This window comes from Methylobacterium mesophilicum SR1.6/6, assembly GCF_000364445.2.
GTDB classification, from domain to species: domain Bacteria; phylum Pseudomonadota; class Alphaproteobacteria; order Rhizobiales; family Beijerinckiaceae; genus Methylobacterium; species Methylobacterium mesophilicum_A.
This window is the reverse complement of record NZ_CP043538.1, coordinates 5867224-5888070: the sequence shown is the minus strand read 5'-3', so window position 1 is coordinate 5888070 and position 20847 is coordinate 5867224. Positions and strand designations below refer to the sequence as shown.

18 protein-coding genes and 2 pseudogenes are annotated in these 20847 nt (G+C 64.6%); 10 read left to right on the top strand and 10 right to left on the bottom strand.

Annotated features, from left to right (window positions below; all coding sequences use genetic code 11):
• Positions 1-2: 2 nt before the first annotated feature.
• The 3 genes from MMSR116_RS27855 to MMSR116_RS27845 form a co-directional block, all read right to left on the bottom strand.
• A complete protein-coding gene (locus tag MMSR116_RS27855) occupies positions 3-716 on the bottom strand; it encodes a hypothetical protein (protein ID WP_010684163.1) in 714 nt (237 codons plus the stop codon).
• A 100-nt stretch (positions 717-816) separates the two neighbouring features.
• Positions 817-1290: an SRPBCC family protein gene (locus MMSR116_RS27850; RefSeq protein WP_010684162.1), complete on the bottom strand. Its 474-nt coding sequence runs from the start codon at positions 1288-1290 to the stop codon at positions 817-819.
• A gap of 442 nt (positions 1291-1732) precedes the next feature.
• Positions 1733-2143 carry a response regulator gene (locus tag MMSR116_RS27845; RefSeq protein WP_010684161.1) on the bottom strand — a complete coding sequence of 137 codons (411 nt, stop codon included), beginning with the start codon at positions 2141-2143 and terminating at the stop codon, positions 1733-1735.
• 183 nt (positions 2144-2326) lie between these two features.
• Here MMSR116_RS27845 and MMSR116_RS27840 point away from each other — a divergent pair, with 183 nt between their 5' ends.
• Positions 2327-2578: a hypothetical protein gene (locus MMSR116_RS27840; RefSeq protein WP_083920235.1), complete on the top strand. Its 252-nt coding sequence runs from the start codon at positions 2327-2329 to the stop codon at positions 2576-2578.
• A gap of 221 nt (positions 2579-2799) precedes the next feature.
• On the opposite strand, the gene MMSR116_RS27835 is transcribed toward MMSR116_RS27840, so the two are convergent.
• Positions 2800-3120 (bottom strand): PsiF family protein, encoded by a 321-nt coding sequence (locus MMSR116_RS27835; RefSeq protein ID WP_010684159.1) that lies wholly within the window; start codon positions 3118-3120, stop codon positions 2800-2802.
• Between the two features lie 368 nt (positions 3121-3488).
• Positions 3489-3776: a hypothetical protein gene (locus tag MMSR116_RS27830; RefSeq protein WP_039893307.1), complete on the bottom strand. Its 288-nt coding sequence runs from the start codon at positions 3774-3776 to the stop codon at positions 3489-3491.
• Between the two features lie 638 nt (positions 3777-4414).
• On the opposite strand from MMSR116_RS27830, the pseudogene MMSR116_RS27825 reads away from it, so the two are divergent.
• The 4 genes and pseudogenes from MMSR116_RS27825 (at position 4415) to MMSR116_RS27810 (ending at position 11302) form a co-directional block, all read left to right on the top strand.
• Positions 4415-7685: pseudogene (locus MMSR116_RS27825) on the top strand (efflux RND transporter permease subunit).
• Positions 7685-9073 (top strand): efflux RND transporter periplasmic adaptor subunit, encoded by a 1389-nt coding sequence (locus MMSR116_RS27820; protein WP_010684157.1) that lies wholly within the window; start codon positions 7685-7687, stop codon positions 9071-9073. The pseudogene MMSR116_RS27825 and the gene MMSR116_RS27820 overlap by 1 nt, the downstream one beginning before the upstream one ends.
• A gap of 176 nt (positions 9074-9249) precedes the next feature.
• The gene (locus MMSR116_RS27815) at positions 9250-9930 is read left to right on the top strand and encodes a response regulator transcription factor (protein WP_010684156.1); all 681 of its coding nucleotides are present in this window, start codon (positions 9250-9252) and stop codon (positions 9928-9930) included.
• Entirely contained in the window at positions 9917-11302 is a 1386-nt protein-coding gene (locus tag MMSR116_RS27810; RefSeq protein ID WP_010684155.1) for a sensor histidine kinase, read from the top strand. The genes MMSR116_RS27815 and MMSR116_RS27810 overlap by 14 nt, the downstream gene beginning before the upstream one ends.
• An 83-nt stretch (positions 11303-11385) precedes the next feature.
• Here MMSR116_RS27810 and MMSR116_RS27805 read toward each other — a convergent pair whose 3' ends face one another.
• Both MMSR116_RS27805 and MMSR116_RS27800 read right to left on the bottom strand, forming a co-directional pair.
• Positions 11386-11682: a hypothetical protein gene (locus MMSR116_RS27805; protein WP_010684154.1), complete on the bottom strand. Its 297-nt coding sequence runs from the start codon at positions 11680-11682 to the stop codon at positions 11386-11388.
• A gap of 655 nt (positions 11683-12337) precedes the next feature.
• Positions 12338-13939, bottom strand: coding sequence for a porin (locus MMSR116_RS27800; protein ID WP_083920234.1), 1602 nt, complete (start codon positions 13937-13939; stop codon positions 12338-12340).
• Between the two features lie 492 nt (positions 13940-14431).
• On the opposite strand from MMSR116_RS27800, the gene MMSR116_RS31505 reads away from it, so the two are divergent.
• The gene (locus tag MMSR116_RS31505) at positions 14432-14707 is read left to right on the top strand and encodes a hypothetical protein (protein ID WP_010684152.1); all 276 of its coding nucleotides are present in this window, start codon (positions 14432-14434) and stop codon (positions 14705-14707) included.
• A gap of 29 nt (positions 14708-14736) precedes the next feature.
• Here the strand turns inward: MMSR116_RS31505 and MMSR116_RS32105 are convergent.
• Both MMSR116_RS32105 and MMSR116_RS27790 read right to left on the bottom strand, forming a co-directional pair.
• Positions 14737-14940: pseudogene (locus MMSR116_RS32105) on the bottom strand (arsenate reductase); the annotation flags it as partial.
• A complete protein-coding gene (locus tag MMSR116_RS27790; RefSeq protein ID WP_010684151.1) occupies positions 14933-15292 on the bottom strand; it encodes an ArsR/SmtB family transcription factor in 360 nt (119 codons plus the stop codon). The pseudogene MMSR116_RS32105 and the gene MMSR116_RS27790, both read right to left, overlap by 8 nt.
• A 50-nt stretch (positions 15293-15342) precedes the next feature.
• Between MMSR116_RS27790 and arsH the strand changes: the two genes are divergently transcribed.
• The 4 genes from arsH (at position 15343) to MMSR116_RS27770 (ending at position 19397) form a co-directional block, all read left to right on the top strand.
• Positions 15343-16089 carry an arsenical resistance protein ArsH gene (gene arsH, locus MMSR116_RS27785; RefSeq protein WP_010684150.1) on the top strand — a complete coding sequence of 249 codons (747 nt, stop codon included), beginning with the start codon at positions 15343-15345 and terminating at the stop codon, positions 16087-16089.
• Positions 16090-16878: 789 nt separating this feature from the next.
• On the top strand, positions 16879-18180 hold the full coding sequence (oxlT, locus tag MMSR116_RS27780) for an oxalate/formate MFS antiporter (RefSeq protein ID WP_010684149.1): 1302 nt from the start codon (positions 16879-16881) through the stop codon (positions 18178-18180).
• 305 nt (positions 18181-18485) lie between these two features.
• A complete protein-coding gene (locus MMSR116_RS27775) occupies positions 18486-19187 on the top strand; it encodes a GntR family transcriptional regulator (protein WP_010684148.1) in 702 nt (233 codons plus the stop codon).
• Between the two features lie 27 nt (positions 19188-19214).
• Positions 19215-19397 (top strand): hypothetical protein, encoded by a 183-nt coding sequence (locus MMSR116_RS27770; protein WP_039893305.1) that lies wholly within the window; start codon positions 19215-19217, stop codon positions 19395-19397.
• A 285-nt stretch (positions 19398-19682) separates the two neighbouring features.
• Here MMSR116_RS27770 and MMSR116_RS31500 read toward each other — a convergent pair whose 3' ends face one another.
• The gene (locus MMSR116_RS31500; RefSeq protein ID WP_191991848.1) at positions 19683-19820 is read right to left on the bottom strand and encodes a hypothetical protein; all 138 of its coding nucleotides are present in this window, start codon (positions 19818-19820) and stop codon (positions 19683-19685) included.
• Positions 19821-20847 lie beyond the last annotated feature (1027 nt).

The following is a 20847-nucleotide window of genomic DNA, read 5'->3' as shown; positions in this document are numbered from 1 at the left end:
TCTCAGCGGGAGCTCTTCGCGGCGCCCAGAATTCGCCTGTAGGTGCCGTCGAAAACCGTATTGGTCGCTGAGGTCCATTGGGTATCGGCCGACAGGGTCTGGCGGCTCGCGTAGATGCACCGCGACTGCAGCTCGCGCTCGGCCGCCTCCGCCTCGGACATCTGCACGAGTTCGAAATCAGCCTCGGCCGGAACGATGCTCACCTGCATGAATGGCTCGTCCTTGCGGAAGACGTGGGTCTGGCCCTCGTCGGGAGCCTTGAACACCATGAAGTACATCATCGGCCACCAGTGCCTCAGGAGGGCCGGAACCGCGACCGGCACGGTTCCCGTCCGGTCGGTGTAGAAGCGCGGATGCGTCTCGGTCTTGATCGCCCAGCCTTCCTCGACCTTGAGGTCGATAAGGATCTGGTAGGTGTAGTAGGCGTCGCCGAAGCTCCGGAACGGCGGCCACTGCAGGCCGGGCTCGGGCGACTCGCCGAAATCGCCCTCGAAGGCCAGCTTGCCGTCCCGCGTGCTGACCCGCAGCTCGGCTTCGTAGGGGTAGAACAGCTCGATCCCGCCCTTGGCCGCCTCCGAGAAGGGAATGCAGTGCCAGGCATATTCCTGTGAGCCATCTGCCCGGGGTTCGGCCTTGCCGGCCCAGCCGGGAATCTCAAGACGCGTGCGCCGGGGTCGCAACCCAGGCTCGATCAGCCTGAACTTCACCTGTCGCATGCCTGGCCGTTCCCGTGCTGTCCCGACGGAGGTGACGTGTCGCCCGAGGCGTGCCCCGCCCCGACGGCGAGGCGGGAGCAGCCCTGACCCGCTGGCGCGGTTACTTGGCCTTGTCGGCGATGCCCTTCAGGCCCGCGTCGTAGACGCCCGCGATCGCCTCCTGGGCCTTGTCGTCCGGCGCACCCTTGGCCTTGAAGGTGCCGGTCCAGGTGACCTTCGATCCGCTGCCGTCCTTCTCCACCCTGATGGTCGACTTGTAGTCCTGCACCGGCAGCGGGCCCGAGAGGATCGTGTAGGTGTAGTCCATCTTCTTGTCGTTGCGGGACTGCTCCTCCTCCACGATGGTCCCGCCGCCCTTCAGGGACAGGGTGCGCTCCTCCTTGCCGCCCTTCTTCGAGAGCACGCACTTCTCGATGACGGGGTGCCAATCGCCGATGCCGCAGAACCCGCCGATGGTTTTCCAGACGGTGTCCGGTGAGGCCGCGACGGTCGCGGTCTTCGTGACTTCCAGGGCGAGGGCCGGCGTGGCGAGCACGGAGGCAAGAGCCACGACAGGCACGATAGTCTTCAGCATCTGGCGTTTCCTCAAGGATGTCGTCGTTCGCCCCTTCGCGGGGATCCCGCCAAGGTAGCGCGCGGCATCGGGCCGAACATTCCCACCCACGGATCGGTGAACGAGGGCCTTCACGGGACGGCCAGGCCCCTGGGACCCGGTGGCGTGAGTTCACGCCCGAACTCGTCTTCGGCGAAATCTCCGATGGCAGGGGTTGAAGCGGGGACCGACATGAGGCGTCGGGCACCCGGTCCACGTTCATCGGCAAATCTTCGAAATGACCAAGGTCGGGCCTCAGCAGATGCCGGGGCTGCCGAAGGACACGACCAGCCTGCCGCGCTTCTCGAAATCAAAGTTCGATCTCGTGGCGGAGGGGGTTCGCGGGTCTGATGCGATATGCCTGATCCCGATTACCGCCGCAGGCCCGACCGCGGCCAATATCCGGGGCGGCCCATGGCCGACGCTACTCGCGCAGGGGCTCCGGCTTCTGGCCATCCGGCAGGATGTCTTTGAGGTGGTCGTGCACCATTTCGGCCGTGAACGGCTTGCCGATGAAGCGGGCCCCGTCCGGCATGTCTCCGGGTCCCGGATGCACTTGGCCCGAGGCGACGACGATGGCGATGTGGGGCCAATGCCGGGCCGTCTCGCGCGCCAGGGCGAAGCCGTCACGGGATCCCGGCATCTGTACGTCGGTGAAGAGCAGGACGATCGAGGCATGCTCACGGTCGAGCAACGTCATCGCCCTATCGCCATCGCAGGCCTCAAAGGTGCGGAACCCGGCGTCCCCCAGGATGTCCATCGCATCCATGCGGATGAGGCCGTCGTCGTCCACGACGAGGGCGCAAGGCGCTGAGGCATCGGCTGGATCGGTCATCGACACTCAAGTCCGAAACCAGACGAAAGGGTCCAGACGCGCGTTTCGGATGGCTACCGACCACGCGCGCTGTCTGGGCCGGATGCGGCCCGCCGCAGATCGCCCATGACATCCGTGCGAGGCCTTGGAACGAGGTGCCGCAGCAGCACGTTTGAGGGCGAATCCTAGTCCAAGAGAGACGCTATGCGCGCAGTGACCATCGCTTCCGTTCTGGCCTTCACGGCCTTCGCCGGCCTCGGTCAGGCCGAGGCCAAGGGCTGCCTCAAAGGTGCCGTCGTCGGCGGCCTCGCCGGTCACATGGTCGGGCACGGCGTGGCAGGGGCGGCGGCGGGTTGTGCCATCGGCCACCATCGTGCGAACCGCACCACCACGACGAATACGGTTCCGACCTCCGCAGGATCGGCGTCCACGACCACCCCGTCACGCTCCTACTGAACGTCGCGCCCCGTCCAGCGGGACAGTCATCGCACGGGGAGGAAGGGCCTCGGCCCACCGCCGGGACCCTTTCGCCTCGTGGACCCGTGACCGCAGCAAGGACGCCCCCGCCCCCTCGGCGAACGTTGCCCGCAGCGGAGCACACGTCCGGTCGACGCCGGCCGAACGCGCCATGAACGAGCCGCCTCGGCGGTCCGCAGAGATCGCTGTGGTTCCGGCACCTAACCCTTCAGACAAGTGCTCATGAAAGCCTTGCGCTCGGCACCTTTCAGGCTCTTGGCCGAGGCATCCGTGTTGCAACTTTTCATCTTGGCCTGCTGCGGGGTCAGGTCCTTGGCCGGCGCAGCGGTTTTCCCGGCGAGGCAGTCCGCCATGAAGTCTTTGCGTGCGGCGCCGGTCAGCTTTTGTGTACCAGCATCCACGTTGCAGGATTTCATCCGATCCCGCTGCGCCGTCTGAGCTGCCGAGGGTGCGGGGCTCTGCGCCGCGACGGGAAGCGTGCAGGCAAGGACGAGAGCCGAGGCAAAAGCGAGCGTACGCACGGCGAAAGGCCTCCATTGATGGAGGCTGATCGTAGCCGATTGCGACAGCGCAAGTCAGGATTGAAGCTGATGCTATCCCATCAATTTGCGGCGAGGGCCGTCCTATCCGGCCACCCATCGCGACGGGCTCCGGCACGAGAACAGCGACCCGGAAACCTCCTCCAGGCGCTCATGAAGCGGCGATCGGATGTGCGTCCTTTCCGACCCTGAACGGCCTTGCGCAAGATTTTGAAAGCGGACGTGTCCTGCACCGTCACACCTTCATCCCAGCCGCAGTCTTGCGCTGGACATGACGACAGGTTTTCGAAGCGCTCGGTATCGGCTCGCGGAGATCGGGTGGTGTCTCTGCAGGCTGCCATCAACCTGTCCTAAGGATAGGCATGGCGCCGTGTGCGCTCGAACCTGTCGGCGCAGGGCTTATCGAAGAGCGCGCACGGAGGCTGAGCGCCCAAAGGTTCGGCCAGCATGGGTTGTCCGCCGATGTCGCCCAGCGCGTGACGCTGAGAATATTGCGATCGCGGATCGAAGTAGGGGTCCGACGTGTAGCTGCTCATGAACGCGCCTCCGGCAGCCATCTCGCTTTCGGACCACGCTGGCGCCATGAAACCGTACAAGGCAGCCAGAATAAGAACGATAAGCTTTTTCTGATGCGACATCGATTTGTCCCGAGCAGACCAAGTCTGAGAGGGCTTCCGGTGTTTGAGTGATGTGTCTCGGAGGCATCGCTGATCGGCGTCACTGGGTGAGGCCGCATCAATCAGCGGTCGTTGGACCGCGTAAGCTGATGCCGAGGCGGTCGTCGAGCCATTGTAAAGGCGTCCGCTCCAGCGCGATCGAGAGAGATCGATACCCTGTTCTCTTCATACTCGTTGTGTTGACGCGACGAAGATCGGGACCGGATCGATCGACGGAGAGTTCCCGCCAGCTGTCTTTTCCGATCGATGAAATGCAATTAAATACGATACCAAAATCTCAAGGCAGATTTTATTTATAAAACTAATTTTTGTTGCTGAACGTCATGGTCTGCGGACGTCCTGAGTTTCGATGAAGCGCTCTCGGCTCAGCGCGCAGTTTTTGAAATTTCGAACACGTCATTTTTCAGAAATAAAAATTGCTTCAAGATCTAAGAGCGAATTCATTCGAAGCACTATCGAGGTTGATTTATATCATCGTGAAGCTGGGCATAAGCCTCGCTCATCCTCCACACCGCGAGCCTCTTTCTGCTATCTTAGACCGAGGCCGGAGACGGGGCCCGGAGATCCGCAGAACCGGGGCGAAGAGTGCGATTGGCCGCATGGATCTTGTTCGGTTTGCCCTGAAGTTCCGCAAGAGCTTTTATGTTCTTGCCGTCGTCATGTTCCTCGCAGGCATCGGCTCGATCGCGGTGGCACCGAAGGACGTGCTGCCGTCCGTGGACATACCGGTCGTCGTGGTGGTCTGGACCTATAACGGTCTTGACGCCACCGATATGGTCCAACGCATCACGAACTACAGCGAATTTTCGCTGTCGAGCAACGTGAACAACATCCGGCGGATCGAGTCGACGTCGATCCAGGGGACCGTGACCGAGAGGATCTACTTCGATTCGGCGGTCAGCATCGATCTCGCGATGACGCAGGTCGATTCGGCAATGAACGCCATCCGCTCGCGTATGCCGCCTGGGGTGCAGCCGCCGGTGATCATGCGGTTCTCCGCGTCATCGGTGCCGGTCATCCAGATGGCTCTGTCGTCGTCCAAGCTGCCCCTCACCAAGGTCTTCGATTATGCCCAGTACCGGACCCGCCGGCGGCTCGCCGAGGTGCCGGGCTCGACCCTGCCGTCCCCGTACGGAGGCGCCCCGCGTCAGGTGATGGTCGATCTCGACCCCGCCAAGCTGCGCGCGATCGGCATGACGCCGCTCGATATCTTGAACGCGGTGCTCAAGCAGAACCTCGTCGTGCCGTCCGGGCTCGCGAAGATCGGGCGGCAGCAATACACGGTTCGGCTCAATTCGAGCCCGCTTCTCGTCGATCAGCTCAATCGCATCCCGATCAAGGTCGAGAACAATCAGCCGGTCCTTCTGCGGGACGTCGCCCAGGTGCGGGACGGTGCGCCGCCGCAGATCAACATCGTCCGCGCCGACGGTCGCCACTCCGTCCTCCTGCAGGTGCTGAAGAACGGTGCGGCCTCGACGCTGGATGTCGTGAACGCTGTCAAGGCCGCCCTGCCCGACATCAACGCGGCCGCGCCGAAGGGCATGACGATCACGCCGCTGTTCGATCAATCGGTCTTCGTCTCGGACGCCATCTCCGACGTGGTGCGAGAGGCGGTCATCGCGGCCGGCCTCACCGGCCTCGCGATCCTGCTGTTCCTGGGCTCGTGGCGCTCGACCCTCGTGGTGCTCGTCTCGATCCCGCTCTGCATCCTGACATCCCTCTCGATCCTGGTCGCCATCGGGCAGACCATCAACGTGATGACGCTGGGCGGGTTGGCGCTCGCGGTCGGTATCCTGGTGGACGACGCCACGGTGGCGATCGAGAACACCTACCGGATGTTCGAGGAGGGGTTCCCGTTTCGGCGCTCGGTGGTGGAGGGCGTCGCGGGCATCGCCAAGCCGGCGCTGATCTCGACGCTGGCGATCTGCTCGGCCTTCTCGGCGGTCTTCTTCCTCACAGACGCCCCCCGCTACCTGTTCGTCCCGCAGGCCGAGGCGGTGGTATTCGCGATGCTGACGTCCTACCTGCTGTCGCGGACGCTCGTCGCCATCCTGATCGACGTCCTCGTCGCCCCGGGAATACGCCCGGCATCACGGCGGCGCGGAGCTGGCAGCCAACGGCCTAGCGCCGCAGCGACGGCGTTCGATCCTCGGCCGGCTGCTCGGCTTCGCGCGGCGCCCGCTCCTCTGGGTGTTGAGGTATCCGCTGCGCGGCGCGCTCGCCTTCCGGGGTGCTTTCGAGCGCGGCTTCACGCGGTTCCACGCGGGCTATGTCGGCCTTCTCTCCGCCGTGCTCCGGCACCCGGGCCGCGCCCTGTGCGGCGTGCTCTCGGTCTTCGCGCTGACCGCGGCGATCTTCCCCTTCGTCGGGCAGGATTACTTCCCGCAGATCGAATCCAGCCAGATGACGCTGCATATCCGCACCCGGCCTGGCCAGCGGATCGAGCAGGCCGAAAAACGGTTCGCGCAGGTCGAGGACGTTGTCCGGCAGGTGGTCCCGAAGGACGAGCTCGGCCTCATCCTGGACAATATCGGCTTGCCGGCCTCGAATTATAATTTCGCGTTCATGGACGCGTCGTTCGTCGCCTACAATGACGGTCAGATGCTGATCAACCTCAAGGGCGAGCACAAGCCGATCTCGTTCTATGAGGCGCGCCTGCGCAAGGTCCTGCGCGACGCTTTCCCGGACGACGTCTTCTATTTCCAACCCTCCGACATCATCACGCAGATCCTGAACTTCGGCACGATCGCACAGATCGACGTGCAGGTGTCCGGGCGCCACGACGCCGAGGACCTTGCCGTGGCGCGCGACCTCGTCCGCCGCATCTCTGCCGTCCGGGGCGCCGTCGACGTCCATCTGCACCAGATCGTCGACGCGCCGCAGATGTCGGTGAACGTCGACCGCAGGCTCGCCTCGGAGATGGGCGTCAGCGAACAGTCCATCGCGCAGAACATGAATGTCTCGCTGTCGGGCTCCTTCCAGGTCAGTCCGAATTTCTGGGCCGATCCGAAGTCCGGGATGCCCTATCAGCTCTGGGTCCAGACGCCGGAATGGCGCAATGCCGACATCGACCAGCTGATGAATACGCCGGTCTCGGTCCATGCGACCGGCCATGACCGGCCGGGCATTCCGATCCTCCTGTCGAACATCGCCACGATGCAGCGGCAGCCGGAGCAGACGGTGATCAATCACGTCAACCAGCAGCCGACCTTCGACATCCTCGCCAACGTCCAGAACGCCGATCTCGGCAGCGTCCGCACCGCCGTGGACGGGATCGTCGCCGACGCCCAGGCCCGGCTGCCGGCCCCGGACAAGATCCTGGTCCGCGGCCAGATCGAGAGCATGGAGAGCGCCTTCACGCGGATCGAGATCGGGCTCGGGATCGCGCTGGTGGCGGTCTACCTGCTGCTCGTCCTGAACTACCAGACCTGGGTCGATCCCTTCGTGGTCATCGCCGCGCTGCCGCTCGCCTTCTGCGGCATCGTGATGAGCCTGTTCATCACGGGCACAGCCTTCTCGATCCCGGCTCTCTTCGGGGCGATCATGTCGGTGGGGGTGGCGAGCGCGAACTCGATCCTGCTCGTCACCTTCGCCAAGGAGCACCGGGAGGCCACGGGCTGCTCGGCGCGCGAGGCCGCCCTGATGGCCGGCCATACACGGCTGCGGCCGGTGCTGATGACCGCCTCGGCGATGTTTCTTGGCCTGATCCCGATGGCGATCGGCTCGGGCGAAGGCGCCGAGCAGAACGCCGCCCTCGCCCGCGCGGTCATGGGCGGGATCGGCATGGGCACGCTCTCGACGCTGCTCTTCGTCCCGCTCCTCTACACCCTGCTCCGGCACAATCCGATCAAGCCCCTCGAGGATTATTGATGCGCCCAGAGTCCGACGTCCACGCGTTCGACGCCCACGTGGCCGCCGAGCGTGCGCATCGCCACGCCGTCGAGATCGATCCCCTGCGGCAGGACGGGGTCGGGGAGACGCTGGCGCATGCCGATCTGCCGCCCCCGCGCAAGCGGCCCTTCCTGGTGGCTGCCCTGGCGCTCGGAAGCGCCCTCGGCCTCGGCGGCTGGCACCACTGGCAAACCTACCAGGCCTCGCTGGTCACGCAGGCCGAGACGGCCGACTTCGTCCCGACGGTGCGAACCCTGTCGGCCACCGAAGACGATCGGCCGATGACGCTGACCCTGCCCGGCCAGACCGAGGCGTTCGACCATGCCGACATCTTCGCCCGCGCCACCGGCTACATCGCCGAGCGCCGGGTGGATATCGGCTCGCGGGTGAAAAAGGGCGATCTGCTCGTGCGCATCGCCGCCCCCGACCTCGACCAGCAGGCACGCCAGGCCGAGGCCCAGCTCGGCCAGTTCCAGGCCCAGCTCGCCGTCGCCCGCGCGGATGTCGAGCAGGCCAAAGCCAACGTCACGCTGGCCAACGCCACCGATGCCCGGACCTCGACGCTGGCCGGCCAGGGCTGGGCGTCGAAGCAGAACGCCGATCAGACCCGCGCCGGCATGCTGACGGCCACCGCGGCCCTGACCGCCGCCGACGCCAAGGTGCAGGTCGCCGAGGCGAACATCACGGCACAGCAGGCCAAAGTCGACCGGCTGCGGACGCTGACCACGTTCGAGAATGTGGTCGCGCCCTTCGACGGTGTCGTGACCGCCCGCATGGTCGATGTCGGCGACCTCGTCCACGCCGATACCGGCGGAGGGACGCCGCTCTTCTCCATCGACAGCACGGATATCCTGCGCGTCTCGGTCCAGGTGCCGCAATCGGCGGCAGTGGGCATCCACGACGGCGTCCAGGCGCGGGTGCGCGTCGCGCAGATGCCGGATCGCGCGTTCGACGGGACGGTCTCGCGCAGTTCGGTCGCCCTGCGCTCCTCCGTCCGGACCCTCGACACCGAGGTCGACGTGAAGAACCCCGACGGGGTCCTGCGTCCTGGTCTCTACGTCGCCGTGACCTTCGCGGTGCCGCGCACGCATCCCCGCGTGACCGTGCCGTCCGAGGCGCTGATCTTCGATGCGACGGGTACGCGCGTCGCGGTCGTTCAGCCCGACGACACCGTGCAGCTCCGCTCGATCACAATCGCGCGCGATCTCGGCACCCGGCTGGAGCTGCGCTCGGGGCTGAAGAGCGGCGAAACGGTCGTCCTCAACCCACCGGCGACCCTGCAGGACGGCGCCCGGGTCGTTTCGAAGGGCGGTTCCGCCTCTGAGGCGCCAATCGCCAAGCTCTCCGAGCAGGCCAGTGCGGAGTGAGACGGATGGTCCAGTCCAATCACGATCTCGTAAGCTTTGCCGGCCAAATGACGCATTCCGCCAACGCAGACCGGCCGCCATTTGACAGCGCGCCCGGAGAGGATAATCCCGGCTGCCCTGCAACAGCGCAGGAGAACAAGTCGGGCGGTCGAATACAAAATAAGAAGGAAAAAAGAATGCCCAGTGTATTGGTCGTCGAGGATGATCGCCGCGTCGCCGCCGAGATCGGTTCGGCGCTCGCGGAATACGGCTTCCAGGTCGATGAGGCGCCGAGCGGGACGACCGGCCTCCGCAAGGCGATGGAAGGCAACTTCGACGTGATCGTGCTGGATCGCATGCTGCCCGAGATCGACGGCCTGTCGCTGCTCACCAGGCTGCGTGCCGCGAAGGTCTCGACGCCCGTTCTGATCCTCAGCGCGCTCTCGGCCGTCAACGAGCGCGTCGACGGCCTGCGCGCGGGCGGCGACGACTACCTCGCCAAGCCGTTCGAGTTCATCGAGCTGACCGCCCGCGTTGACGCGCTGGCCCGGCGCAAGATGGCCGCCGAGGCGGTCAACGAGCTCGTGGTCGGCGACCTGCGCCTCGACCTGATCGAGCGCGTGCTTCACTGCGCCGGGCGACCGGTCGAGCTGCTGCCCAAGGAGTTCGCGATCATCGAGTTCCTGATGCAGAATGCCGGCGTGCTGGTGAGCCGCAAGATGATCTTCGAGTCGGTCTGGGGCTACAGCTTCAATCACCAGTCGAGCGTCATCGACGTGCACATCGGCAAGATCCGCAAGAAGCTCGATCCCGACGGGATGAACCCCCGGATCCACACGGTCCGCAACACGGGCTTCATCCTCCGTGCGCCTTCTTGAGGTTCGCCGCACCAGCGGCTTCCGGGTCGCCAGCCTGTTCTTCGCGACCTTCGGAGGCGCATCGCTCGCCCTGTGCGGCTTCCTGTACGTCGACACGCGCAGCTACGGCCGCAAGGCCGCCTTCGAGTGGGTGGAGTGGGAGTCGAAGCATCTCTTGAACCTGCCGCCCCGGGCCCTGCGCGAGCGTATCGACGCATCGGAGGATTTCGCGGAAGGCGGGCGCCCGCTTGTGCTCTTCGGACCGGATCATGCGCGCCGCGCCGGCGCCCCGATCCCCTATCCGGCGACGGCACCAGTCGGGCACCCCTTCGTCCTGACGCAGCAGACGGACCACGGGGCACGCACGCTGTTCAGCCAGCTCACGCTGCTGCCGAGCGGCGAGTACGTCCTCGTCAGCCGCTCAGCCAAGGATCTCCAGTCGCTGGAGAACGCCCTGGTCGAGACCTTCTCCTGGGGTATGGCGGCCACGATCGTCATCGGCCTGATCGGCGCCGTGATCTTCGGCGTCGGATCGCTTCGTCAGAACGAGGCAATCACCTCCGCGGTGGTCCGCATCATGCGCGGCGACCTGAGCGAACGGCTGCCGACGCGTGGCGTCTCGGCCGATCTCGCTCACCTCACCCGCGTGGTGAACGACATGCTCGACCAGCTTGAGCGGTTGATGCTGGAGATCAAGGGCGTGAACGAGAACATCGCCCATGACCTGCGGACGCCGCTCACCCGGGTCGTCGGGACGCTGGAACGGTCCCTGCGCAAGGCCGACAGCGTCGAGGCGTTCCGCGCCTGCAACGAGGACGCGCTCGCGGAAGTCAAGTCGATCGTCATCCGGTTCTCAGCGTTGCTGCGCATCTCCGAGATGGAGGATCGGTTGCGCCGATCCGGGTTTACGCAGGTCGACTTGGGCCGGTTGCTCGAGGATGCCGTGGAGTATTACGAGCCGCTGGCGGCCGAACGGGGCATCCAGCTCCGGTGGAAGCGGCCAGACGGTGCCGCCGACGTGGAGGGTGACCGCAGCCTGATCTTCGAGGCCGTGAGCAACCTGATCGACAACGCCCTGAAGTTTACCCCATCGAGAGGCTGGGTCGAAGTCGCGCTCCTGCAGAACCCTACGGCTATCCGCGTCACGGACAACGGCTGCGGCATCCCGGCCGAGGAGCTGACCGCCGTCCGAGCTCGCTACCGCCGCGGCGCGTCCCGAACCGACAAGAGCGGGTTCGGCATCGGACTGAGCTTGGTCGATTCGATCGCGCGGCTGCACAGCGCGGTGTTTGACATCGCCAGCGACGGGACCGGCTGCCGGGTCACCCTGCTGTGGCCTCATCAGGACCGCGGGTCCGTTCTTCTCGGCGCCGCCCCGGTCGAAGCCGGCTGAGGCCCGCGCCCTCCCCGGTCTGCGCCGGATGGGACCGGCGTCGCCTGCCGCGGCAGCGGCAGGCGACGAACCGGCGTGATCGATCAGTAAGACGGAGCGCTGTGACGGCGCACGCGGGTATTCAGATGGCTCCACTGCCGGTTCGACGGAACGGATTCGACGTAGGCAGGCTGCTGGGGCGCATAGGCGTGGTAGCCGGTCGCTCCCTCCCACATGCCTCCCGCCTTGTCGTTGCCTTCGGCAGAGGACCACGCGTCGAGCCCGCTGCCGCTCGTCCTCGTGATGAGGCTGGGATCGATCTGCGCGCCGGAACCTTGGGCGAAAGCGGCGCCCGAGATCAGCATCGCGCCGAACGAGCAAACCAGAACAAGATTTTTCATGATCCGATCTCAGATTTAAGCTGTCGCGTCTCGGCGACGGGAGTACAATGTGAGGGAGTCTCGTTTTAAATTCCATATTTTATTGCAGAATAATTCTTTCGGTCTTTGAAGTGCTTTGAATTTATAAATTCTGTTTCAAGCGCGTCCTGTCGCGCGTGCCGCCGCAACGGTCGACGCTCTTATCGGCGGCCGATCGGGTTCAAATCCCGGTGCCCGGCCATGAACGTCCCACCGTGTGGGCCTGCCGAAGGGGATAGCGGGAGCGGCGGCAATCCGTGAGGCACCATCGGCCGGGACCCGTCTATCGCGTCAGGGCGCCCGCGGTCAGGTGCTCGAGATCGAGGCCGCAACACGAAAATGCCGACCGGTTTCCCGGTCGGCGAAGTCGTATGGGTCTGAAGCTTTGGGTTCGATTTGACCTGCCCCGGTACCTGAGCCCGTCAACTTCGAAACCGTAGCCAACGCTCGCTCGGCGACAAAAATGGCCTCCGAAGAGCTGATTCACTTGTATACTACTGTGATTGATCGGCAATAAAAATCGGTTTTAAATGCTGAAAGCGCGATCGATACTGTGTCGCCTGCAAAAAACTGAGGGCCCAGCCGTTCGGCTGGGCCCTGCCTGATCGAGCGCGGGACGAGACGTGGAGCGGCTGCGCTAGAAATCCCGCTGCACGCGGAACCGGAATTGCGCCGCGTCCTGTGCATTCACGTAGCGCAACGAATTCTTCGAGATATCCGGCGTGACACCGCTGTTGAGAGCGGTACGGATGTACTCACCCTCGACGCCGATATCGAGGTCCTTCACCGGCGTCCAGATCAGGCTCGCGCCGGTGACGATCTGGTTGTTGCCGCGCAGCACCGGGCTCGTCGCGAAGGCCAGGGCATTGGCCGCACTGGCGCCCGCAGGCGCGAAGCCGAAGCCCAGGAGACCGAGGGCGTTGCGGCCCTTCGGGTTGTAGTCGATCTCCGCGTAGCTTCCGAAGAACGCCGAGCGCCAGGTTGGCGTCCAGTAATGGAGCATCGAGGCGACGGCCGAGAAGCTCGTCGATAGCTCAAGCCGTCCCGTGGTGGGATTCAGCACGGCGTCGGCGTAGTACTGGGCGAAGGAGCCACCGCCCACTGGCGCGGCTCCGAGGGCGTCGTACGGAGCCGTGTAGTTGGCGATGCCCGTGTATGTGATAGCGCCCTGGCCGTACGCACCCTGGAGGTAGAGGGCATCGCCCGTCGCTATGAACGGCAGGTTGACCTTCAGGCCGCCCTGCAGCGCCCAGCCGTAGGCGTTCGAGGCGCGACCGGTGGGCGAGATACCGAGTGCGGTCGTCGCTGTCGTGACACCGGCCACCGTGCTTCCGGCATCGCCAGCGTTGATCTCGTGGACGGCCGCTGACACCTGTGCCGATCCCCAGGCTTGGTCGATGCGCGCGACGCCGATGAAATCGGGCATGCGGCTCTTCTGGGTCACGTCGACGAAGGCGACGTTGCCGGGCCCGACGACGATGGGAGCCAGAAAGGTCGACGGGGTGAATGGATTGAAGGCGTTGCTGTAACCCGCGAACCCGCCTGTGCCCGTGAAGGCGCCGACAGCGGAACCGGTCCCGAAGATCGGAAAGCGGCGATAGGTCGGATCTTCCATCGACGCGGTCAGTGTGAAGCCGTTCCCGAGTGTCGCCGAGTAGGCGAGCAGGTTCGTGCTGAATGTGTCCGAGCCGGCCGTGCCGCCGATCAGTTCGAAGTCATGCGCGTAAAAGTCGAAGAACGAGGCTGCCCGACCGGCCGTCAGCCCGGCGAACTGGATGAACGCCTTGTCGGCGTTGATAAAGGACTGCGTCCGACCGAATGCGTCAGCACCCAGGCCTGGAACCGCGAGGCTCTCGCGCTGACGCGATCCGGAGGTCAGGAACGGGCCGCTGCGGTTGGCGACGTCGAGGCGCAGGAAGGCACGGAGCGTGCCGTAATCCGTCTGCGTGCGCGCATCGAGGTTGATGCGCAGCAGGCCCAGATAGCCGGTCAGGTCGCCACCAGCCCCCGTGCGGACCTTGCTGGTCTGGTACAGAAAATCGTACCGCGCACGACCCGAGATGCGGATGCAGGTATCGCCGCCGGGAATATAGAAGAATCCAGCGCCATAGGCGTTGCACACGCGCACGTACTCGATCGGCGCGGCCTTCGTTGTTGGAAGATCAGCTGCCTCAGCCGCGACGCCTGAGACGAGAACGGCCGAACCGCACAACAAGAGCGTCTTAAGATCAGTCATCATGTCCCCACGTACGACGCCGCGAGCACATACGTGCAAGCGTCAACCCAAAGCTCTGCGATTGGGCCACGGGGTGCTCCCGTTTCCAGCGGCCTGTCACAGTAATTAGGAGATTTGGCCGATCACGAGATCGACAGCTTGACCGTATCGAAGCTGTCTATGTTTGACAAATAAAATGCGATTTGGATTTAAAATCGATATTATGTTCGTAAAATACATTTTCGATTACAAATCGGTCCGATAGCGCAGGCCCTTCGACTTCCGGCCTGGGGCGGCTTGGAGCGGCTTGAAGTGCATGTCGGGACGGGATCCGCATACGGGATGAACGTCCGTCCATTCGCAGGCCGCCCCTCGAAGCTTCAAATTTTGAAATCTTCATTCGCTTTTGTGATCGATTTTCGAAGTCGTGCGCCGATTTCAATTTACAAATCGGGAGCCGGTATGGTCTTTAAAGATCATTACGAGTATGAAATTGGCATTTGAGGGGAATAGACTATGCGTGAGCTGGATTTTTGGATTGCCGGCGCATCCCTGATGATCCTGGCTTGGTCGTTGTTCGGCCTGCTCGCGTTCTCGCATTCCTACGTGATGTTTTTGCCACTGAGCGAATCGCTGAAGTACGACGACGCGGGCAACACCCTGACCGGCGTGGCCTTGATCGCGGTTAGCTCTGCCTATGTGGCCGCCGTGCTCATTCGGATCGTTTGGGCGATCCGAGCCGGGCTGATCAGGGCCCTGCGCGTCGCCAGCGCCGCCACCCCGCCGGCTTGAGGCTGCGCCGTTCGAGGGGCTCCCGGTGAGGGCGTGCCTTTCTCGCGTGGGAGATCGCGCAGGGTGATCCCGGCTCGCGCAGCGAGGCACCGGATCGCAGCCCGGTTCGACGGCGTCTTGAGGGACGCGATCCCGTGAGGCTCGATCCCGGCGTTCCTGATCACAGCCTGGGCGTTTCGGGACGTGCCGCAGTCCGGGACGGGGCCGGTCACCACATCGAACGGCTCAGGGATGGGCAACGTCTCCAGCGATCGGGCAACAGCTGGACAGAGCCGCGACGGCCGGCTCGCAGACCTCGGGCCGGCCCTGGCAGCAATCCTTCATCAGGAACTCGGCCAATCCGGACAGGGCCGGATAGGCAGCGCTGTAGACGATCAACCGGCCCTCGCGCCGCGAGGCAACCAAGCCGGCGCGGCTGAGCTCCTTGAGATGATGGGACACAGTGGCGGCGGAGACGCCGACCGAGACGGCCAAGACGCCTGAGGCCAGGCCCTCCGGGCCGGCGGCTACGAGCGCCCGTACCAAGCGCAGGCGGTGTTCCTGCGCGAGGGCCGCGAACGAGGCGAGGGCTTGCGGTTCGTCCATTTTCATTTCAATCTTCAAATGAAGCTTTGAACGTATCGGAAGGCCGATTCTTGGACAAGCCCGCACGACCCTTCACCGATGACCTACCGAACCTCAGCACAGCGCACTTCGCGGTGCCAACCCGCGAACGCGTGCAAGCGGCGACGCCGTTCACGCACCCGCCGCGCTTCCTGATCCTCTATGGCTCGCTGCGGGAGCGCTCGTTCAGCCGGTTCCTCGCCTACGAGGCCGCCCGCCTGCTCGAGGCCATGGGCGGTGAGGTGCGGATCTACGACGCCCACGGTCTCCCGCTGCCCGACGACACCACCGCCGACCACGTGAAGGTGCAGGAGTTGCGCACCCTCTCGATCTGGTCCGAGGGACAGGTCTGGGTCTCTCCGGAGCGGCACGGCAACCTGACCGGCGTGATGAAAAGCCAGATCGATTGGCTGCCGCTCTCCGAGGGCAGCGTGCGGCCGACCCAGGGGCGGACTCTGGCCGTCATGCAGGTCTCCGGCGGCTCACAGAGCTTCAACGCCGTCAACAGCCTCCGCATCCTCGGCCGCTGGATGCGGATGATCACCATCCCGAACCAGTCCTCGGTGCCGATGGCCTACAAAGAATTCGATGCGGCCGGCCGGATGAAGCCGGGGCCGCTCTACGAGCGCGTCGTCGATGTCTGCGAAGAATTGATGAAGTTCACGCTGCTGACCCGCGAGCGGGCGGACTACCTCGTGGACCGATACAGCGAGCGGAAGGAACGCGAGCCGGATCGATTGAGCGACGTCGCTGCCGACGTCGGTTTCGGAAAGCGTTAGACGTCTTCCTACAGAGATCGACGGGCCGCGGCTCAAAGGTCCGAAATGGGGTGCACCCGGACCGGCAGCACTGCGCCCATCGCGGCCATTCAGATGGCTCTTGCAGCGTCTTGGATCTGGAGACCGTGAGCCAGGAGCCAGCGCGGGCGGATGCTCTTGCGCATCGGACCCGTCATTGTCCGGGCCTGATCGATCTTCGGTCCGCCCCACGCTGTACGTCTGAGGTACCATTTCTGCGGGCAGCCAGTCGTTGCCTGCGCGCCAGGGTCACCCTCTTACCTGAAGGTCGCACCAAGCTTCGAATACGAAGCTGCAGTGCCCGCTCCACGTTTCGAGTTTATCCTCTGTTTGACTTCGAACGCTTCGGCCCGAGCTGACCCTGCCATCCGGCCTGGTCTTTCTTCAACCAGCCAAGCCATCTGCATCGTCGAACATCCGAAGCGAACGGGCGCAACATGGACGACCTCACGCGTCGCCCTCAAACCCAATCCCGGCGTCGGTGACGTCGGCGCGGGCGATGAACACTTTCGAATTTCGGTCTGGATTGACGCGACGCCGGCAGAACATTCGAGCAGCACGTCCGAAGATCAATTATAATCCCACTTCAAAAACTCAAGATGTTGAATTATTTCTCTTGCCATCCGATACTGGCACACAGAATAATGCATGCCGTCATGCCAGTATCGGAGCCCGACACGTGGTTCCGGCGAGGGCAAGCGATACGGCGACGTGCACGCCAATCCTATAGCACGCCGCCGAACGTCAGCGCAGGGACGAGGGAGGAAGCTCATGGCCATGCCAGAGGCGAGATCGGATACGGCGACACCCAGTACCAACCGATGGTTGCAGATCGTGCTCGGCGTGATCTGCATGGTTGCGGCGGCCAATATTCAATATGCGTGGACGCTGTTCGTTCCCGAGATTCAGAAGACCTTCAGTTGGGACCGCGCCGCAATCCAGGTCGCCTTCACCATCTTCGTCGTCGTCCAGACCTGGCTGACCCCGATCGAGGGCTACTTCATCGACAAGTACGGCCCGAGCCGCGTCGTCATGTTCGGCGGTCTGATGACGGGCCTAGCCTGGGTCATCAACTCCTACGCCACCAGCTTGAGCGGCTTCTACCTCGGCTCGGTGGCCGGCGGTATCGGCGTCGGCTGCGTCTACGCCACCTGCGTCAACAACGCGCTCAAGTGGTTCCCGGACAAGCGCGGCTTGGCGGTCGGGCTCACGGCGGGCGGCTACGGCGCCGGCTCGGCGCTGACCATCCTGCCGATCGCCAAGATGATCGATAGCGGCAACTACGCCCAGGCCTTCTTCGTCTTCGGCCTGATCCAGGGCGCCATCATCATCGCCGCCGCCATCGCCATGCGCGCGCCGCGCAAGGATCAGGTGCCGTTCTCCACCAAGGTCCTGCAGTCGCGCCGCGACTACACGCTGGGCGAGGCGCTGCGCACCCCCGTGTTCTGGGTCATGCTGCTGATGTTCACCTGCACGGTGACGGGCGGGCTGATGGCGGTGGCCCAGCTCGGCGTGATCGCCCAGGACCTCGGGGTGAAGAACTTCCAGGTCAACCTGTACTTCTTCGCCATGGCGGCACTGCCCTTCGCGCTGATGCTCGACCGGATCATGAACGGCATCTCGCGCCCGCTGTTCGGCTTCATCTCGGACCGGATCGGACGGGAGAAGACGATGTTCATCGCATTCGCGATGGAGGGCATCGGCATCGTCGCTTTGGGCTACTTCGGCTCGAACCCGTGGGCCTTCGTGATCCTGTCCGGCGTCGTGTTCCTGGCCTGGGGCGAGGTCTACTCGCTGTTCAGCGCCACCGCGGCCGACACCTTCGGCTCCAAGCACATCGGCAAGATCTACGGCGTGCTCTACTGCGCCAAGGGCTTCGCGGCGCTCTTCGTGCCGGTGGGCAACCTGATCATGCAGGCGACCGGCACCTGGGCCACGGTCCTGTACACGGTGGCGACCATGGACCTGATCGCCGCCATCCTGGCGATCGCGGTGCTGCGGCCGATGCTCAAGCAGCACCACGCGGCGAACAACAACGCGGCGGCTCCGGCACTGACGCTGGCGCACGCCTGAGCGCAGGGCGCGGCCGCTCTCAGCGGCTCAGCGAAAGCCTCGATGAAAGTCTCGACGCCCCGGCTCCGGAATCCTGGAGCCGGGGTCGAGACGACCGGCCCAGTCGCGCGTCTTCGGCACGCAGACCGTCGGTTCCACGGCACGCCTGCTCAGCGCAGACCGCCCCGAGGCTCTGCGGGTGCACCCTCGATCGGGGGATGCACGGCTTCCCGAGCACCGCACTTCTGCTCGACATCCCGGCGGCGCTTCGGCGCATTCCCCAGACCCGAGTCCAAGATCAATTCTGTCGTTCCCGGAGTTCTACTGTGCTGCAGCCCTCCGACACCTCTCTGGGCCTCACCTCGATCGGGCAGACGGTGAGCCTGCGTGAGCAGGCCTACGACAGCATCAAGCAATCGATCCTCGCGATGGACCTCTACGACGGATCGGCGCAGATCCGGCTGAACGAACATCAGATTGCGCAAGAGCTTGGCATCAGCCGCACGCCCGTCCGAGAAGCCCTGACACTTCTGGAACGGGAGGGCTTCGTGTCCACGGTGCCACGCCGCGGCCTTTTCGTGACGCGCAAGACCAAGCGTGAGATCATCGAGATGATCACAGTCTGGGCCGCGCTCGAGGGCGGGGCCGCACATGCTGCGGCAAGGCACGCATCGGACGCCGATCTTCACCAGCTCAGTCGAGCGTTCGAAGATTTTGAGCTTTCCACCCTGCCGGAGCACGTGAAGGCCTATGAAGAGGCCAACCTCAACTTCCACCAGACGATCATCCGTCTCGGCGGTTGTGGGCTGATGGTCGAGATGACGGCCAACCTGTTCATCCACATGCGGGCACTTCGATCGATCTTCCTCCATCGGCCGGGGAGGATTGAGGACTCGTTGCGCGAGCATGCGGCCATCATCGTCGCCCTGCAGGCCCGCGACGCAGAGCAGGCTGCAATCCTCGTCCGGGATCATGCTCTCGGGCTGATCGCACACGTCGAATCGCATTGGGCTTGGCCCGAGCGATAGGCGTCATCCCTGTTGGAGGAGCGACCTATGCTACCGACGGTTCAGACCACCGACTTGCTCGGTCTGGGCTTTCTGCTCATCGGGCTCGTCGGAGCGGGCGTCGCCCGCGCAAGCTGGTTGCCGCGTTTCGCCGAGGAGCCGCGCGAGGAACTCGCGGGCGGGGCACTGTTGGTGGCGATCCTGGGCCTCGCCTTCGTGCTCGCCGAATGAGCAACGCGACCTGCGTAGGATCGAGCACTTCCCATTCGACACCGACCCGGCTTCGGGCCGGCGACGGTCGACCGGTCCCGCTTCCGGCCCCTCCTCAGTGTCGGGGGTGTGAGCAGAGTGGATGTTTCCCACTCTGCGTCCGAAGACGGGATCCGTCGAAGCGGATGCCATCTCCGCGTCGGCCGCAGCGGCATGACAGGCCGCTCCAGGCACAGGAGGCTCACCTTACAGGATGGACAAAGTCCGCCCCCGTGTCCCGTTTGCGCCCGGCGAGCCCGTCCTGGCTCAGGCCAGGGTCGGGACCGGGCCGGTGAAGCCGGCGGCCGGCTTGTCGCCATCGAAATGATTGGCGAGCGCCACCACGATCGCGATGTTGGCGAGACCCGCGAAGGGAAGGAGAGCGAGAGCGGTGAGGAGGGTCATCGGCGGCGTCCTGTTGTGCGGTGCGTGAGAGTTGATATCGCACTGCACACAGCCGACTGGTATGCCACATGCCGCACGCCAGAAATGCAGATATTGCATAGGCAGGCCGACACCATCGTCGGCCGCGAGCGATGATCAGCCAGTGAGCGTCGCCGCACGAACGCCTCGGAGGCAGTCCGTCGAGCCACAGACCAGAGAGCCTCCTTCGATTGGCCACCGCCTCATCGTCCGATCAGTGCTCATCGCGCGCGCCAGTGAGGCTCATCTCCGTGCACGCCGGGACGCAGGGCCGTTGCATTCCGCTCGACGGTCAGCCGACGGCGCCGAGTCGACGGACGGCCGCTCTCGCGATCTGCTCGAGGCTGTCTGCGCGGCTGACATAAATCGGCATGAGCCTGTCCAATTCTACAGCGTCCCTCGTCGGAGCGGGCCTGCGGCTTGCGGTCAGGTCCGGTCACCCGCCTTGCGCCCGCATCGGCCAAGCGTTGGCCTTTGCCGGCACTGCCGGAGCGGATTTCGGCAGAGATTACTTGTCGTGTTCCGGTTGCGCAGCAGCAGACAGTGTCCGGAGGCCCGCAAGGCATCATCGATCACAGGTCATCTTGGCTCAAGACTCGAGGCATTCCGCCATCGGCGCCGTTGAACGTCCTTGAAGCCCTGGCCTCAGCGAGCGCCGACAAGCCTGCGTCGGTGATGGTCCACTCGACGACGGACTGGCCTCGCAGAGGGTGCGGCCAAGCCACACCGTTCCGCTCGATCAGGCCGAGCCGTTCCAGGAGCAGATTCCGCACATCATCGGCCGCCATGGTGCGATTGCGGGCCGCGATCAGGGATAGGCGTGCGTCCTGCGTCCGTTTCAAGAGGGCGCCGACTTGTTCGCCCGTTCGCCTACGTACAGTCATCGCGCCACATTCAGGAAGTTGCTGACTTCGAAGGCTCTCAACAGCGAGACCTATTGGGCATCGCTCGGCAGGCGCTCAATTGTCGAGATCCGAGGGCGCGCTCGACAGCACCTGGCGCTCGGCGC

Bases quoted from the DNA above. Each gene is read 5' to 3' on its own strand.
- MMSR116_RS27855 (WP_010684163.1), bottom strand. From the start codon at position 716: ATGCGACAGGTGAAGTTCAGGCTGATCGAGCCTGGGTTGCGACCCCGG.
- MMSR116_RS27850 (WP_010684162.1), bottom strand. From the start codon at position 1,290: ATGCTGAAGACTATCGTGCCTGTCGTGGCTCTTGCCTCCGTGCTCGCC.
- MMSR116_RS27845 (WP_010684161.1), bottom strand. From the start codon at position 2,143: ATGACCGATCCAGCCGATGCCTCAGCGCCTTGCGCCCTCGTCGTGGAC.
- MMSR116_RS27840 (WP_083920235.1), top strand. From the start codon at position 2,327: ATGCGCGCAGTGACCATCGCTTCCGTTCTGGCCTTCACGGCCTTCGCC.
- MMSR116_RS27830 (WP_039893307.1), bottom strand. From the start codon at position 3,776: ATGTCGCATCAGAAAAAGCTTATCGTTCTTATTCTGGCTGCCTTGTAC.
- MMSR116_RS27820 (WP_010684157.1), top strand. From the start codon at position 7,685: ATGCGCCCAGAGTCCGACGTCCACGCGTTCGACGCCCACGTGGCCGCC.
- MMSR116_RS27815 (WP_010684156.1), top strand. From the start codon at position 9,250: ATGCCCAGTGTATTGGTCGTCGAGGATGATCGCCGCGTCGCCGCCGAG.
- MMSR116_RS27805 (WP_010684154.1), bottom strand. From the start codon at position 11,682: ATGAAAAATCTTGTTCTGGTTTGCTCGTTCGGCGCGATGCTGATCTCG.
- MMSR116_RS27800 (WP_083920234.1), bottom strand. From the start codon at position 13,939: ATGATGACTGATCTTAAGACGCTCTTGTTGTGCGGTTCGGCCGTTCTC.
- MMSR116_RS31505 (WP_010684152.1), top strand. From the start codon at position 14,432: ATGCGTGAGCTGGATTTTTGGATTGCCGGCGCATCCCTGATGATCCTG.
- MMSR116_RS27790 (WP_010684151.1), bottom strand. From the start codon at position 15,292: ATGGACGAACCGCAAGCCCTCGCCTCGTTCGCGGCCCTCGCGCAGGAA.
- oxlT (WP_010684149.1), top strand. From the start codon at position 16,879: ATGGCCATGCCAGAGGCGAGATCGGATACGGCGACACCCAGTACCAAC.
- MMSR116_RS27770 (WP_039893305.1), top strand. From the start codon at position 19,215: ATGCTACCGACGGTTCAGACCACCGACTTGCTCGGTCTGGGCTTTCTG.
- MMSR116_RS31500 (WP_191991848.1), bottom strand. From the start codon at position 19,820: ATGACCCTCCTCACCGCTCTCGCTCTCCTTCCCTTCGCGGGTCTCGCC.